22 protein-coding genes are annotated in these 13863 nt (G+C 44.6%); 17 read left to right on the forward strand and 5 right to left on the reverse strand.

The genetic code is table 11. The annotated features are described in order from the left end of the window. The first annotated feature begins 16 nt into the window (after nt 1-16). From FPZ44_RS03655 to FPZ44_RS03685, 7 genes are read left to right on the forward strand one after another with little or no spacing between them, the layout of a single operon-like run. Complete coding sequence (locus FPZ44_RS03655; RefSeq protein WP_144987492.1) at nt 17-322, forward strand: hypothetical protein; 306 nt, start codon at nt 17-19, stop codon at nt 320-322. 5 nt (nt 323-327) lie between these two features. After that, nucleotides 328-2865, forward strand: coding sequence for a hypothetical protein (locus FPZ44_RS03660; RefSeq protein WP_144987494.1), 2538 nt, complete (start codon nt 328-330; stop codon nt 2863-2865). 16 nt (nt 2866-2881) lie between these two features. Continuing rightward, complete coding sequence (locus FPZ44_RS03665; RefSeq protein WP_144987496.1) at nt 2882-3424, forward strand: hypothetical protein; 543 nt, start codon at nt 2882-2884, stop codon at nt 3422-3424. Beyond that, nucleotides 3417-3554 carry an XkdX family protein gene (locus FPZ44_RS03670; RefSeq protein ID WP_144987498.1) on the forward strand — a complete coding sequence of 46 codons (138 nt, stop codon included), beginning with the start codon at nt 3417-3419 and terminating at the stop codon, nt 3552-3554. Before FPZ44_RS03665 ends, FPZ44_RS03670 begins: the two co-directional genes overlap by 8 nt. Nucleotides 3555-3568: 14 nt before the next feature. Continuing rightward, nucleotides 3569-3859: a hypothetical protein gene (locus FPZ44_RS03675; RefSeq protein ID WP_144987500.1), complete on the forward strand. Its 291-nt coding sequence runs from the start codon at nt 3569-3571 to the stop codon at nt 3857-3859. A 2-nt stretch (nt 3860-3861) separates the two neighbouring features. Next, nucleotides 3862-4176: a phage holin family protein gene (locus tag FPZ44_RS03680; protein WP_144987502.1), complete on the forward strand. Its 315-nt coding sequence runs from the start codon at nt 3862-3864 to the stop codon at nt 4174-4176. Continuing rightward, on the forward strand, nt 4151-4858 hold the full coding sequence (locus tag FPZ44_RS03685) for an N-acetylmuramoyl-L-alanine amidase (RefSeq protein WP_144987504.1): 708 nt from the start codon (nt 4151-4153) through the stop codon (nt 4856-4858). Before FPZ44_RS03680 ends, FPZ44_RS03685 begins: the two co-directional genes overlap by 26 nt. Nucleotides 4859-4969: 111 nt before the next feature. Here the strand turns inward: FPZ44_RS03685 and FPZ44_RS03690 are convergent, their stop codons facing one another. Next, nucleotides 4970-5389, reverse strand: a complete 420-nt coding sequence (locus FPZ44_RS03690) for a hypothetical protein (RefSeq protein WP_144987506.1) — start codon at nt 5387-5389, stop codon at nt 4970-4972. A 421-nt stretch (nt 5390-5810) separates the two neighbouring features. Further along, the gene (locus tag FPZ44_RS26325) at nt 5811-5948 is read right to left on the reverse strand and encodes a hypothetical protein (protein ID WP_186785904.1); all 138 of its coding nucleotides are present in this window, start codon (nt 5946-5948) and stop codon (nt 5811-5813) included. A gap of 137 nt (nt 5949-6085) precedes the next feature. Here FPZ44_RS26325 and FPZ44_RS03695 point away from each other — a divergent pair, with 137 nt between their 5' ends. Further along, nucleotides 6086-6340: a helix-turn-helix domain-containing protein gene (locus FPZ44_RS03695; protein WP_144987508.1), complete on the forward strand. Its 255-nt coding sequence runs from the start codon at nt 6086-6088 to the stop codon at nt 6338-6340. Nucleotides 6341-6346: 6 nt separating this feature from the next. After that, nucleotides 6347-6649 carry a helix-turn-helix domain-containing protein gene (locus tag FPZ44_RS03700; protein WP_144987510.1) on the forward strand — a complete coding sequence of 101 codons (303 nt, stop codon included), beginning with the start codon at nt 6347-6349 and terminating at the stop codon, nt 6647-6649. A 65-nt stretch (nt 6650-6714) separates the two neighbouring features. Here the strand turns inward: FPZ44_RS03700 and FPZ44_RS03705 are convergent, their stop codons facing one another. After that, nucleotides 6715-6909 (reverse strand): hypothetical protein, encoded by a 195-nt coding sequence (locus tag FPZ44_RS03705; protein ID WP_144987512.1) that lies wholly within the window; start codon nt 6907-6909, stop codon nt 6715-6717. A gap of 164 nt (nt 6910-7073) precedes the next feature. Then, a complete protein-coding gene (locus tag FPZ44_RS03710; protein ID WP_144987514.1) occupies nt 7074-7496 on the reverse strand; it encodes a Na-translocating system protein MpsC family protein in 423 nt (140 codons plus the stop codon). 245 nt (nt 7497-7741) lie between these two features. Here FPZ44_RS03710 and FPZ44_RS03715 point away from each other — a divergent pair, with 245 nt between their 5' ends. The 3 genes from FPZ44_RS03715 to FPZ44_RS03725 all read left to right on the forward strand — a co-directional run bounded on the left by FPZ44_RS03715 (nt 7742) and on the right by FPZ44_RS03725 (nt 9744). Then, on the forward strand, nt 7742-8164 hold the full coding sequence (locus FPZ44_RS03715; RefSeq protein WP_144987516.1) for a hypothetical protein: 423 nt from the start codon (nt 7742-7744) through the stop codon (nt 8162-8164). Between the two features lie 320 nt (nt 8165-8484). After that, complete coding sequence (locus FPZ44_RS03720) at nt 8485-8970, forward strand: hypothetical protein (protein WP_144987518.1); 486 nt, start codon at nt 8485-8487, stop codon at nt 8968-8970. A 12-nt stretch (nt 8971-8982) separates the two neighbouring features. After that, nucleotides 8983-9744 (forward strand): phosphoadenosine phosphosulfate reductase domain-containing protein, encoded by a 762-nt coding sequence (locus FPZ44_RS03725; RefSeq protein ID WP_144987520.1) that lies wholly within the window; start codon nt 8983-8985, stop codon nt 9742-9744. A 101-nt stretch (nt 9745-9845) separates the two neighbouring features. On the opposite strand, the gene FPZ44_RS03730 is transcribed toward FPZ44_RS03725, so the two are convergent. Further along, nucleotides 9846-10655, reverse strand: a complete 810-nt coding sequence (locus FPZ44_RS03730) for a S24 family peptidase (protein WP_144987522.1) — start codon at nt 10653-10655, stop codon at nt 9846-9848. A gap of 206 nt (nt 10656-10861) precedes the next feature. Here FPZ44_RS03730 and FPZ44_RS03735 point away from each other — a divergent pair, with 206 nt between their 5' ends. The 5 genes from FPZ44_RS03735 (at nt 10862) to FPZ44_RS03755 (ending at nt 13862) form a co-directional block, all read left to right on the forward strand. Further along, entirely contained in the window at nt 10862-11128 is a 267-nt protein-coding gene (locus FPZ44_RS03735) for a hypothetical protein (protein WP_144987524.1), read from the forward strand. Nucleotides 11129-11162: 34 nt separating this feature from the next. After that, entirely contained in the window at nt 11163-11348 is a 186-nt protein-coding gene (locus FPZ44_RS03740) for a hypothetical protein (RefSeq protein WP_144987526.1), read from the forward strand. Beyond that, nucleotides 11336-12793 (forward strand): AAA family ATPase, encoded by a 1458-nt coding sequence (locus FPZ44_RS03745; RefSeq protein ID WP_144987528.1) that lies wholly within the window; start codon nt 11336-11338, stop codon nt 12791-12793. Before FPZ44_RS03740 ends, FPZ44_RS03745 begins: the two co-directional genes overlap by 13 nt. Before the next feature lie 33 nt (nt 12794-12826). Continuing rightward, nucleotides 12827-13060 (forward strand): hypothetical protein, encoded by a 234-nt coding sequence (locus tag FPZ44_RS03750; RefSeq protein WP_144987530.1) that lies wholly within the window; start codon nt 12827-12829, stop codon nt 13058-13060. 160 nt (nt 13061-13220) lie between these two features. Further along, nucleotides 13221-13862 (forward strand): P-loop NTPase family protein, encoded by a 642-nt coding sequence (locus tag FPZ44_RS03755; protein WP_144987533.1) that lies wholly within the window; start codon nt 13221-13223, stop codon nt 13860-13862. Nucleotide 13863 lies beyond the last annotated feature (1 nt).

Consider the following 13863-nt stretch of genomic DNA (forward strand, 5'->3'; position numbering starts at 1 on the left):
AAGGAGGTGCAATCCCATGCTCACGCCTGCAGGTCATAACAAAATGAAAGCCTGGTTACAAAGCTTTATCAAAGAAGGCCGTTACTTTGTAGGTAATACCGCGTACACCACACCTATTTTTAAAGTAGAGCAGGTTGGTGACCTAGTTACCTTTTACCTATATCTAACGGCTACAGGGACGGGTACAGGGGCCCAGGCAATAACAAGATTTCAGCTAATAGACCAGGACGGCGACGTTTTCGATGATCAGCCTGATTCGATTGAAAAGCCAGAGGTAAATGGGTTGCTTGTTGTTTTCAAATATACATTACGGAAGGTGTGAACTAGGTGGCGTATACACGGACAGAATGGAAAGATCACATTGTTGATAGCAGTACAGGCACCATTATCCAGCAAGGGACACCAGTAGCTGCGCTGCCTCTTAACAATTTAGAAAAAGGTGTTGGGGACGCTCATAGAATGCTGGAGGTAAACGAAACGCGAACGTTAGCATTTACGCCAGGTGTACAAGTTATAGAATCAGAGATTGATACACCTGTCACTGTCGATAATGTAATGGGACGCACATTGGTTAATTTACTAGGGCGCACCGGGAATTGTGAGGATGCAAGTAAATTTTCGTCAGCGCAAGGGACACATAGCACCGATACGACTACCAAAGTAAATGGAATTGCCTCTATTAAATCGACAGTCGGAGACGGGCACCCATACGTGAATACGGTCTATGACCTAGATACTACTATCTTTAAACGTGGAGCGAATAAAAAGTTTATAGCGCTTGCTGATGTGAAAAACGGGAATGCTGTCAAAGTAGAACTTCTCTTTTCTGACTGGAAGGCGTACGAATCAACGCGGGGTACTTCCGTAATAACAGATAGGTTTACAACCGTTTGGACATTAATAGATACAGAAAAAATAGCTGCGGATAGTACTCTAAGCCGCTTAGTGTTTCAAGTAACAGGGGCAAAAGGCCAATACGGAAATATAGATGCCCTTCGCCTATATGAATTATCACAAGCTGAATATGCCGCTATAGAGGCTATGACTTCTGACAAGGTTGCCGCAAAATATCCGTACGTAGACGGCATGACCAACGTCACCAACCCATACGCAATCGTAACAGGAGGGAACATGTTACCTCCGCTGTATAGCGGGGTGTCTAGTGGGGTAAAGGTAGAACTAAAAAACGACTACGAGGTTAAGATCACAACAACTACGAAATTACAATGGTACTCGATAGCTGGCATACAAGTGCAGCCCAACACTGACTATACACTTTCAGTTGAGCATGATGGGCGTATTAGTGTGTATGGTGTAACATCTAAGGAATCACTTGTACCAAATACGACATCTGACAAAAAAGTTACATTTAACACTAAAAACAATGCAGTAATTGATGTCAATTTTTCAAATGCCGAGGGGTTTGAGGGTACCTTCACTTTTAAAAACCCTATGCTTACCGTAGGCTCCGAACCAAAACCGTTCCAACCGCAGAAACGTAGCATGTGGGCGGTCGAGACTGAGCTTGCAGCCAATCCTGTAACGGGCGCTGATGCTGACGCACTTTATACGGGGGATGACGGACTTCCGTACGTTCTCGAAAAGTGGGAAAAGGTTAAGGACCTTAGCCAAATGCAATGGACAGGGGAAACTCTCACTTACACTGGCTTTAAACGGGTTTATTCGCCAATTGATAATGGAGTGCATTATAGTCAATTAGTATCAAAATTTGACGGCACTATGCTACCCAATATAGGTGGGGGTGTTATGTGGACTAAAGGTGACCTTTCGCAGCTCTACATTAACGGAAATATAATTATTTCCATTTCCAACGTTGACAGCGGTTGGGGTGACAAATACACGCCAACAGAGGAGGAAATCAAGGCGTATTTCCTTGGTTGGACAATGTACAGCGGCACGGCGGGGAACAGCCCCGATGTTCCAGCAAATAATCTTTACAACGGTACAGGTACTAAATGGTGGGTTCGTCGGAAAGGAGGTAATGGACGCGACTGGCAGAATGCTACAGCGGAGCTGCCCACCGTGCAGGCTACCGACTGGACGCCGTACCGCCTTCAATACCTCAAAGCGAAACCATCCGTCGTTCCCGTCGAAAAGTACGAAACGGGCGCGATGCTAACAACGGGCGCCAATGTGGTCGAAGTCGGCAGTGGCATTGTGATTCGTGAGAAGGCACCCCTTTACGGGGATGAGGGTTATGGCAAGCAGATAAACCGTATAGATAGGAGTCCTTTGCGTCACAAATTGAAATCATTCATTTCGATTTATCGCGGCGCACACCTTGACACTGTTTGGACGATTGATAACACACTTGCGCACGGCAACCAACGCGCCTACACGGATGCGGACGAATATGATCCTACGGCAACCTACTATACAACCTACACAATGCTTACGCCAACACTCGCAGCATCCTTCCATGTCAAAGCAGCGGCAAATATGCGCGGTACAGTGGCGGAATTGGTTGAGCATGTTGGGGACGTTGAGCGCCGCTTGTCTGTGGTGGAGATACAGAAGGCCGACGCTGCCGAAGTATTAACATGGATAAAGCCAACGTTAATAAACGGGTGGCAACAATTTAATGAGACCTATACCGCTAGTTATACAAAAGTAAAAGGCGTCGTGTACTTTCGAGGTAGGTTAAAGGGGGGTTCTTTATCAAAAGTTGCTTTCAGGTTGCCGAAAGAGTTTCTGCCACACGAGAACAGTTTGTTTGTAGTTCGTGCGTATACTGGAAGTGTTAATGTATCTTGTACAGTAGGGGTAGAGACTAATGGCGATGTCACTGTTTACGATCAAAATGGTGAGGTCAATCTTGAAAATGTCGTTTTCCCTACAAGATAAAATAAGGAGGATCGCCATGAAAGAAGCATTTATAACCGACCTACAAGGTAAATACATCGAACCAACGCTTGTCATGGACACCGTGGCAGGCGTTTTTGATATCGTTGAACAAGTAACTGTCCCAGAAGGCACAACACCACCAGCGGAGCCCCAGACGGTCGTAACAGGTTATACGGTAGCCTTACCCATGCCTGACGGACTCTACGAACCGATTTTCGACGTTGCAGGGTATCGTGCTGCCGCCGCTGCCTATACTGCAGCGTATTCCGTGTACTTGGAAGCCTTAGCCGTCTATAATCCAAAGGGCACCGCACAAGAGCCCCAACCACCTACTACTGTAGACGGCGCAAAGTACTGGCGTAATGGTCTTACACAAGCTGAAATAGACGCATTAAAGCCTAAGCCACAACCTAACCCTGTAGAAACGCTGGGGCAGCAGTTAGTAGCGCGGGAACTGGAAGTAATGGAGCTGAAAGCCCAGAACACTGCGCAAGGTGCGACGCTTGTATCACTAGAATTACGATTATTAAATCTAGAAGGGGCTGGTAAAGTTGTTTAACAATGAATACGAACGCATCAAGTATTATTATGATTGTGGATGGGCTACCAGCGGACAACTGCAGCTGTATGTAAAGTTTAAAGTTATAACGGCTGCAGAAATGCAGCAGATTCTAGGCGCTACCGTATAGGTGGCGCTTTTTCTATGGGGGTGAGTACATTGGATTGGTCAATTTTCTTTAGTGGCGTGGGTTCTGTTGGCGTCATAAGCGCTATCTGGTTAGGTTGGTCTGGAAGAGCTGGAAGCAGGCTAGGCGCTAAAGCAGTACTACAGACAGATATGGAATATATCAAACGCGGTGTAGATGAAATCCGCGTTGATCAGAAATATCAAGCAAAACAATTGGCGGATTTATCTGGTCACGTAATACGAGTTGAAGAGATGGCGAAATCGGCGCACAAGCGCATTGATCGCCTGGAGGAAAGGGAGGGTTAATTATGGATCACGCTACAATTGTCAATTTTACATGGGGGGCAGTTGCTAATTACATTGACCCTACACTAATCATAGTTGTCCTGGCTTGCTGGGCATTAGGCTTTGCGCTTAAACGGACGCCTAACGTGCCAAACTGGTCGATAATCTACATTGTGACAGCCGTCGCTGTAGTACTGGCGGTAGGATTACTAGGCTTTACTACAGCTGCAATTATCCAGGGCATTCTGTGTGGAGCCTTAGCTGTATACGGGCATCAACTGGTGAAACAGACATCGAAAGGCGGTGGTAGTAATGCAGATCATTCAAATGGGCAATAAGCATACAAACTATAGCAGCCGTAAAAATCATGTACCAACTTGCATTGTCAATCATATTTCTGCTGGAACTATGAGCAGCATGGATAACTGGTTTAGAAGCCCTGGAAATCGCGTATCATCTGCACATTTTGGGATTGCTAAAGATGGCCGTATACACCAATACCTAGATATAAAATTAGCAGCCTGGACGCAGGGCTTAACAGTCAGTGCTACACATAAAGCGCCTGCAAAAATTGTACGAGATAATGCCGGTATTAACCCGAATTCATACTGTATATCCATCGAGCATGAAGGCACAGACGGGCAGCTAACAGATGCGCAATTTAAAGCGTCGATATGGCTACATAAACATATCCAGAAGGAAGTAAAACGCATATGGGGTAGACAGCTGCTGCTGGATAGTTATCATGTCATTGGTCATTTTCAAATTGACCCTATTCGTAAAGCCTCATGCCCAGGACCGAAATTCCCCTGGAGCACACTATATCAAGAGTTGAAAGGAGAGGTAGCCAAAATGGAGAAAATCACTGCTACAGGAAACGGCAATACTATTAAAGAGGCTCTACTAATTAACGGCAAGGCTTACGTACCGGCACGCGATATGGGGGAAGCCCTGGGCGCTACTGTTGCGTGGGACAAGGATAAGAAACATCTGGACATGAATACCAAGGCTAAAGTATAGTTAGGGAAAGCATCGGCCAAGGTACGAGGGTTGTTTTTACTTCCTTCCTTTAAATTAATTAGGCATAAGAAAACAGCCCCCAGGCTCTACACGTTGGGGGCTGTTTTTGTCTTACTGTTCTTCGTTTCCTTCAAAAATATGATGTATAAATTGGGGGTCATCAGTAACTTTCATAATCGCACTTTTACAGTGTGTAAGGTATTCTTTTGATTTTGTTTTATCTTGATCGCTGGTCTTGCTAGAACCTATAATTTTATAATGCATAGTACGATTTTTTAATAGACCGACTTCGATTTCCTTCTTTTCCTCTTTGGTGAAATGTATTGCGTCCGCTTGAGTGGCAAGTACGAGCGCAAGCTCTTCCACCTGCAGCATCTTCAAGCTATGCGCTAGTTCAAACCAGTTCAAGCCCTCCATTTCTGGGGCTCTAAATTGGCTTTTCATTTCGAGTTTTTCCAGCTGCTCCTGGATGCCTTTGTTTTCTGGCAAGGTAGTCATAATTAACTCCAGCGTCCTATCAAAATTGTCCATAGAGTACCTCCCTGTTTTGTTACCCAAAGTTTAACATGTGAAGGCTTTAACTTATATCTATATTTTAACAAGACTGAGTACACCACTTACAGGATCAATCTTTAATTCATATACCGCTGCTACGCCTTCATGTCGGCAGTACTTGGTGCTTAAATGGCAGTGCAGGCAATTGAGTAGTTCGCCGCTTTCTTTTTCAAAAAAGGGTTTGTTGCAGAATGAACACGACGACCTTAACACCTCTATCCGCATACTAGACACCCCTATTTAAGTTTTTTACGGTTTACAATATTCCAAACGGTTACACCTAGCGCAATACACGTAATCGCTATTGTAGCAATTGTCATATTGATCGTTCCTTTCGGATTATATTATAATCGGGGTAGAGAAGGGGCCGCTTACGCGCCCCAACTCCTAGGTTGTTTTACTCAGGACGCTGACCGCTGCTACGGTCGGCGTCTTTCGTTTTTAACTCTTTAAGTTTTTGCTTAATGAGCCAAGCGTTGATAAGAGCAATTGTTAAGTTAGTAAGTGCGGTAATAAACCCTATCCACTTGTCCAACCCATTCACCCCCAATCTGTTTCTGACCCGCTAAACGGGTCATCCACCTCTTTAATATATCATGACCCGTTTAGCGGGTCAATAGTTATTTGACACTTTTAACGGGTCGGTTTATATTTTTCCTAGGAGGCGGTTACATGGCTAGAATTCGATCAAATGCAAAGCTCCTAATCGAGGCTAAATTTGGGCCGAAAAAGTCGGTAAGAGATGTGGCAAGTGAACTTCCGTATCGTCTGGAATCGGTGCAGAAGCTTTACAATGATACAATGGAAAGATATCCGCGTAATTTACTTACCAAGATGTGCACTTACTTAGAGTGTGGCATACATGAATTATTGATCCTAGAAGATGTTAACGGAGAAGATGATGAAGATGGAGAGCCACAGGAGTAGTTCCCTGTGGCTCTTTTGTTGTTCTTATCTTCGCGCGATGTGATAGAATTAACAACGAATTTAATACGTATACGGGGGCGCAGCATGGATAAAGAATTAGGCCGCTGCCTGCTCTTCGAACGGAGAACCGAAAAAGGCTGGACACAACAAAAGTGCGCAGATGAAACGGGCTTTGACTTTCGCCAAATTTCCCAATGGGAAACGAACGAACGCACATTATCACTTAAAAATGCGTTCAAGCTTGCGAATAGTATGGGCCTTGATCCCCGCGCACTATATGAGCACGGTTTCCGTATCCTAGGCAGGTAAAAGTAAACCTTAATAGGTTTACTACGGTTTATATTCTACGCCCCCGTAGAGAAAAAAGCAAAAAATTATCCCGCGAAATCTGCAGGACCTAGTGCCTGTTGCGCTCTTTTTAATTCACTTTCTACAATTCCAATATCTTCGGCCACATGTAGCTGCAATTGTTGTAAAAACTTGATGTTAAGTGCTAGCAGCTGTTCTGCTTGAACCAGTTTCGTTTTTGCGCTTGTAAGTATCTCCATACTTTCTACGATGTGTGCCACTTAAGTTCCCCCTGGAAGTTTAGAGTAGTACTCGATACAACAAAAACCAGCGTAGTAAAAACTACTGCTGACCCTCATCGTTCGTCACTTAAGTTGTCACTGCTTACGTTTTACAGCCCATACCGTACGTTAATTACGTTACATTACTGTAGTAAGCTATATGGTTAAGTTGCTGTATCTTCAATTTTTGGTGGCGTTTGCACTGCGCCTATCTCTACCAGCTGCCTTAGATCATTGTTCAGTGTGATAAGCATAAAAGTGTAATGCTCATCTACACGGAATTCCATGCCGGCAACCTGTAGCAGTTTATTCATTTTAACAAACATGCGATTAATAGTAGGTGTTACTTGTTCGCGTAAATAATCGTAGTAACGATAAGTGTATTGGTTTTCCTGGAGGTAACCGTATAGCATTTTCTCCGACCCGATCAAGTCTGTTTCAAATCGGGTAAACACTGAGTTTCCGACTATTCGCACTTCTGTATAAATAGGCCCACGACCCATAATGTTCTTATGGATTTTAGACAGTGCTTTCGCTAATTCTTGTTCAAATATTTCTAAGTTTTTCTTATCGTTCCCGTTAACCAAAGGTAACGCACCAACCTTAACATATTATATTGCTGCAGGAATTTCGTCAAATCTCCACCTTTCTCCCCTTATGTCCTACAGCTGTAGACGCCTTTTATAGCAGGGTGTTTACTTTAAAAGTAGGGTACCGTACGGAAAAAATCAAAGGTAAAAACTTCTTACTATTTTTACTTCTTCTATTGATGGTTGTTGCGCACTGCCATAAACTAGATACATACAAGCAATTAGCTAGGGAGGGTATAAGCATGAGCTTCTGGGATAAGGTAAAGGCACAGGTTAAGAAGGATGTCCAGAACGCGAAGGATTCCGCGCACATAAAGGAAATAAAGTTGGAATACATAGGTGGTATGCCTGGCGTAAAAGGGGACGAAATTAAGCTAGCCAAGCACGGACAGACGGGCGCAACCTGGATCAATGGGACAGAAGTAAAGCTGTTAGAAATCGATTGGCAAGAATCAGGGAAGCGTAGCGGAGGTAAGGCTGCAGCTGGGGCCATTGTAGGTACGGTATTAGCCCCAGGTATCGGTACGATTGCTGGTGCCGCCATGGGTGGACGCCGTAAAGACACATCTACAGCCGTAATAGCTTTGGAAGCCCAGGGGCAGACTTACAGCGTGTACGTACGTTGTACAGCTGCGGAGTTTAAAGAGTTATCTCTGCATTTGTAATAGTTTGGTAACTTGTTAAGTAATTAAAAGAACTATATATACTATTATTATATATTTATTAATAATATTTATTTTATATATTATATATAGTATTTATATAGTAGTTAATAATATATAAGAGTATTCCTTTTTCTTCTGGGGGTACTCTTTTACTTTTCAACCCCTGGAATACTTCGTACCATGGTTGTACCCCTACCTTAAAATTCGGGATTCTTATATATTTCTGTTTCTATCAAAAGTATTTACTTCTTTACTTCCTTCGCCTATACTGTTACCTATAAGTAATATTACATACAAACAATAGTGCGGAGGTTATACCCATGGCTAGAGGTGTACAGATCACGCAAGGCGTAAAGTTGGACGTTTACAGTACAAAGATATCCGTAGCATTTAAGCATTTGCTGGGGGCGCAAGTTAAGGCGTTAGGAGATAAAGCCGGCCACCGCGAATTGCTGGAAGAGATGCACAAGGTGTACGTTGAAAAGTATCCAGAAAGAGCTAGTAGAGCATTGGAAATATTGGGCGTGTTGAATCCTGAATCAGTTGCATCTGCCCAGGGGTACATGGTTAGCAACGCAACCCCTGCAGAGGTAGTAACAGAAGCTACTGAGGCTGAACCACAACGCCTGGTACAAACGGTTCGATATGTTGGCCGTCCGCAGCTGCATTTATATGAACCAGGCCGTAAGAACAATACAGGTTGCGCATTAGCTGGAACAATTGATCCGGATAGCATAAGTGACCAGAGCCCAGACGCGGTTGACTGTAAAAAGTGCCGGTATTGTAGAAAAGCCGTTTTTGCGTAAGGGGTTACAACAATGCGGATACCTGACAAAATTTTTGAGTTAATTAACCAGGGGGCTGTGTTCTATGTAAGTCATTCAGGGGGGAAAGATAGCCAGGCCATGTATGCGATGTTAGTGAAGGTAATACCGCATGCACAAATCGTAGTGGTACATGCTGATCTTGGCGCTGTAGAATGGCCGGGTGTACAGCAACACATAGTAGAGAATACCCAGCACCCTATGAATGTTGTACAGGCTGTAAAAAAGGATGGACAACAAAAAACGCTCTTGGGAATGGTTAGCGAACGCGGTAAATGGCCTTCTAGCAGTTGCAGGCAATGTACCAGTGATCTAAAGCGCGACCCTATTATGAAATTTATAAGACATGATTTAAAAGCAAGGGGCAGTTATCTTGCAGTGAATTGTATCGGTATCCGTGCTACAGAATCCACAGCTAGAGCCAAAAAGGAACCCCTAAAGCTAAACGTTAGGGAAAGCAAGGCGGGGCGCCAGGTATATGATTGGATGCCTATATTTGATCTAGCAACCAATGAGGTATTTCAGGTAATCCGTACAGCAGGGCAGGAACCTTTCTGGGCCTATGAGAAGAACGAACGTTTAAGCTGTGTGTTTTGTATTATGGGAAGTATTAACGATTTAAAGCATGGAGCAGAAAAGAACCAAGAACTTTATAGAACTTATGTCGAATTAGAAAAGCAAATAGGCCATACCATGTTCCAAAGAAAGCGGCAGCCTGTTAGCTTGGAAGAGTATATAGGGGTATCAGTTAGCTAAATGAGAGATAAAAGGCCAGGGGGATATGGGCCTTTTTATTTTTGTCTAATTCTTCCGGAAGCAAAAAGGACAGTAGGAATTACTTCTACTGTCCTGATACTTTAAAAGCGTTTATTTGGATCGAATACAACCTGGATTACTTTTCCGCATACGCGCGCTTTTTCTGAGTTAACAATAATAGGCTCGTACTTCGGATTGTCTGCAAGAAGTAATACCTTTCCGTTCATGCGTTTAACACGCTTTAATGTTGCAGATTCACCGTCCACGTTAACAACTGCTATTTGTCCGTCCTCAACGTCTGGCTGTACCTTTACAAGCACCTTGTCCCCTTCATAAATGCGGGAACCTATCATACTGTCACCTTTTACGATAAGGAAGAATAATTCACCTTCTCTACAACCCGGATTAGGGATTACTTCGTGATGTAGTACGTCCTCCTGGGCTGTTATAGGTAAACCAGCTGCTACACTTCCAAGCACAGGTACACGTAAAAACGTGCTTACGTGTTCAGCCCCTGCAGCTTCCAGTGTCAGTAAGGCTTCAAGTTCTGCTTCGGCCTCATTGCGATCTCGTTCTGCTGTAGCTACAGCAGCTTTATTAGTTATCAGTAATTTATCTGCGTCAAGCATTTCTTGTTGTAATTGTTTGAGAGCAACCAGGCGCTGTTGTAGGCTGCCTTCTGTAAAATGTCCAGCGGCTTCCATTAGCATAGCGTAAGTCACTTCATTGTGTGCTGCTTCCGCTAGTTTCTTAATCGTTTCAGCTTCTGGAGCCTTTTCTAGTAGACCACGCTGCAGCCTAGATACATGCGCGTTAGATACGCCAGAGGCTTCTGCATACTTATTCAATGATCTATTGCCCATTGCTAATTTAAGTAGTTCCGCAAACCTTACTTTATCGAATCCTGCCACGTCTTGGCCACTCCCTTTAGTTGTTACATTCTGATAACGATTATACACATAGTGTTACCTACAAGCAACAGAAAATGTTACCTGTAAGCAACAGAATAAAAATTTTGTCGGAAAGTGTTGACTGCGTGTAACGATGTGTGCTAACTTTTAGTCACGGCACTGTTACATACAGGTAACAATGAGGTGCTGGGAAAGGACATTTAAGTATGGAACTTAATAAGGACCGCCTTCGGCAGTTGATAGCCGACTTACTAAAGAACACAGAAAAGATACGCAAAAATTCAGAAGGCTATCGCGAAGCGGCACGTAGGTTAGGTGTACCAGCGCCACACTTACATAGGCTGCTAAACAAGCCTGAAACTAAAGCCGGCGTGGTATTCATGGGTAAGATTCGCGATTACTGTAAAGAAAATGGATTGAATTTTGACGAGTTCATTCTGGAAAAAGCACCAGAGCCAGCGCCTGATGATTGAAAAGCTTTATAGCCTTTGAAAGGAGGTGAACAAAGTGGATCAAACAACTATAGGGATTTTAGAACAGCCCAGCGGCAAACAAAGTATGCTTTATGCAAGCAGGCTTATGAAAGGCAAAGAAGTACGCGAGGCTGTGCAGAGCTTTAAAGCTCACGCTAACAGCCGTCAAGTAGTACAGGAAATCTATCAGAAAGGCGGGTTAAATCCATGCCTAAGATAACAGCCGTAGAAATATGGGGCTTCGAATCTCACGTAGATACAAAATACGAATTAGCACCGGGCCTTACTGTTATAACGGGGCCGTCAGATGGTGGAAAGACATCGGGAACACTTAGGGCGTTCCGCTGGCTAGCGAAAGGTGAGCCTAGTGGGGAAGAATTTTTACACACTGTAAAGAACGCCGCCGGAGAAGTACTACAGCAAGCCGAAGAAGCCGGGATAAAAGTAACTTTGGACAACGGCACTGAAATTAAGAAGACACGACGTAAAGGCAAGACGAAGTATTGGCTAACAGGTTTTACTGAACCATTCGAGAAAGCCGAAGTACCTGCAGCTGTAAAAGAAGCCCTGGGGATCGGTAGTACCGTATACGGTCGGGACGCACAAGGTAAGCCAGAACTGGAATATGACTTGAATTTTGCTTATCAGCTGGACCCACCTTTCATTATTAGTCAACCAGGCAGCGCAGGAGCTAAAGTACTGGGAAAGTTAGCCGGCACCGAAGCAATAGACCAGGCGTTAAAGTCAGTAGCGAAGGATACATATGCAGCACGTACAGAGAAGGCCGCCGCTGACAAAGAGTATGAACGTAAGGTATTGCAGTTGCTAGACTATCAGGACCTAGCAGACGTAAGAGGGCAAATAGACGCTGCTGAATGGCTTGTAGAGCAGATCGAAAGTGACCTAGGAAAGAAAACTGATATACTAACGCTTCGTCTAAACCTTGATAGAGCCACAAACCAGCTGCAACAAGCAGCAGAAACACTGGACAAGCTAGCAGAGCTGCCAGGTTTGGAAGAAGATTTAAAGGCAATAGAAAAAGCCCAGCAGCGCTATGATACGCTACTGGACCTTTACAGTCAGTTGGGAAGAGCTACCGCCACAGTAGAGGACCTCACCCAACAGATTAAAGAGTATGACGGTCTGGAATCTGCTGCTTGGCTTCTACAGCATGTAGAGATAGCAACAGATCAGCGCGCCTCTATTCATTTAATAGGACTAGAGTACCACAGGTTAGATCAAATCGTAAAGACATCAAAGGGAATTATAGGAAATTCCGAAGGTCTAGAACCGGCGGCAGTTTTGTTGCGGCAAGCAGAAAAGCTGCTAGAAAAGCAGAGTGTACTGGCGGGAATGTGGGAAGTATTCCAGGGGATTACTCACCAACGCACAGCTGCCGCTGAAAATGTGCAGTATCTTGTAGGGGTTAATACAGCAGCAGAGTTACTAACCGTTGTAGAAATGGCCTATGACAGACTGCAACCGCTCAATGAAATAAGTTCAACTTATAGCGTAAAAGACCAAACCAGGGCACGGGCAAACGCCGACCTGGTAAGAGCAGCCGACGAAATAGCGCAGGCTGATAAAGAACTAAATGTAGCTTGGCAGGAAGCTGGGGGCTTGTGCCCATTATGCGAACAGCCTGCCGGCACACATGCACATTGAAAACTTAAAACCGTGTAAAGGGGATTTATAACCATGGACGTTAAAGCCCGTATTGAACAAGCTAGAGCCCGTATTGAACACGCGAAGAGAGCGCAAACAGTAGCAGAAACGCAGCTGCAGGCGGCTGAACAGCAAAAGGAAGAAGCCACTGTAAAAATGTTGGAACTAGGCGTAACCCCGGAAACGATAGCCGACGAAATAGCTAAATTGGAAGCGCAAATAGCAGCTAGTTTAGATAAAGTCGAAACGCTGATACCTGCGGTATAGGAGGTGTCAGTATGATTAGGAAATGTTTAATGCGCACTTGCGGAAACTTGTTTAAGGGAAAGGCTGGAGAGGAATGCCCACGCTGTGGCAGCAAGAGTAACTGCAGCGGAGAAATCGAAGCCCTGAAAGTACGTCAGGGGCTTCGGAAAGGTGGCACTAAATGATTCAGCTTAATACCGTCAAGGCTGACCTTCGGGCTGCACGCGAAAAACTTGCAGCCCGGATAGGGCAAAGGGATTTACTGCTGCAGGAGCGTGACGAAGCCCAATTAAGAAGCCTGGAAGCATCTAAGCAGCTAGGTGTGAATGACCAGGTACAGATTTTACTGCAGAAGTCTAGCGAGTTCGCCCGGCAGCAAGTAAAGGGCCGGGTAGAACAGATTGTAACCCAGGCGCTGCAGATCGTTTTCCCGGAAAGGGGTTACAGCTTTCATATTGTGCTTGATGTAAAGGGGCTGCAGCCAGTAGCTGAATACTGGCTGTATAGCGAAGGGGTAATGCGTCAAATGGTAGGCCCTGATTATGGACGCGGTGGCGGTGCTGTTGATGTTGTAACCCTAGCCCTTCGGTTGGCCTTGGCTGAATTGGAACAAATAGATGGGCCTTTGCTTATGGACGAGGTAGGGAAGCACGTAAGCGCTGAATATGCACCTAACGTCGCTTATTTTTTGAAGCAATACAGCGAACAGTTGGGACGTCAAATTATACTCATTACGCACAACGAACACCTGGCAGCCGTGGGAGATAAAAGCCTACGGGTAACGCAAACAAGCGCTGGAGTATCGAAAGTAACGGCTATCTAGT

The sequence above is a fragment of the Paenibacillus agilis genome (assembly GCF_007786455.1).
Classification (GTDB): domain Bacteria; phylum Bacillota; class Bacilli; order Paenibacillales; family Paenibacillaceae; genus Paenibacillus_B; species Paenibacillus_B agilis.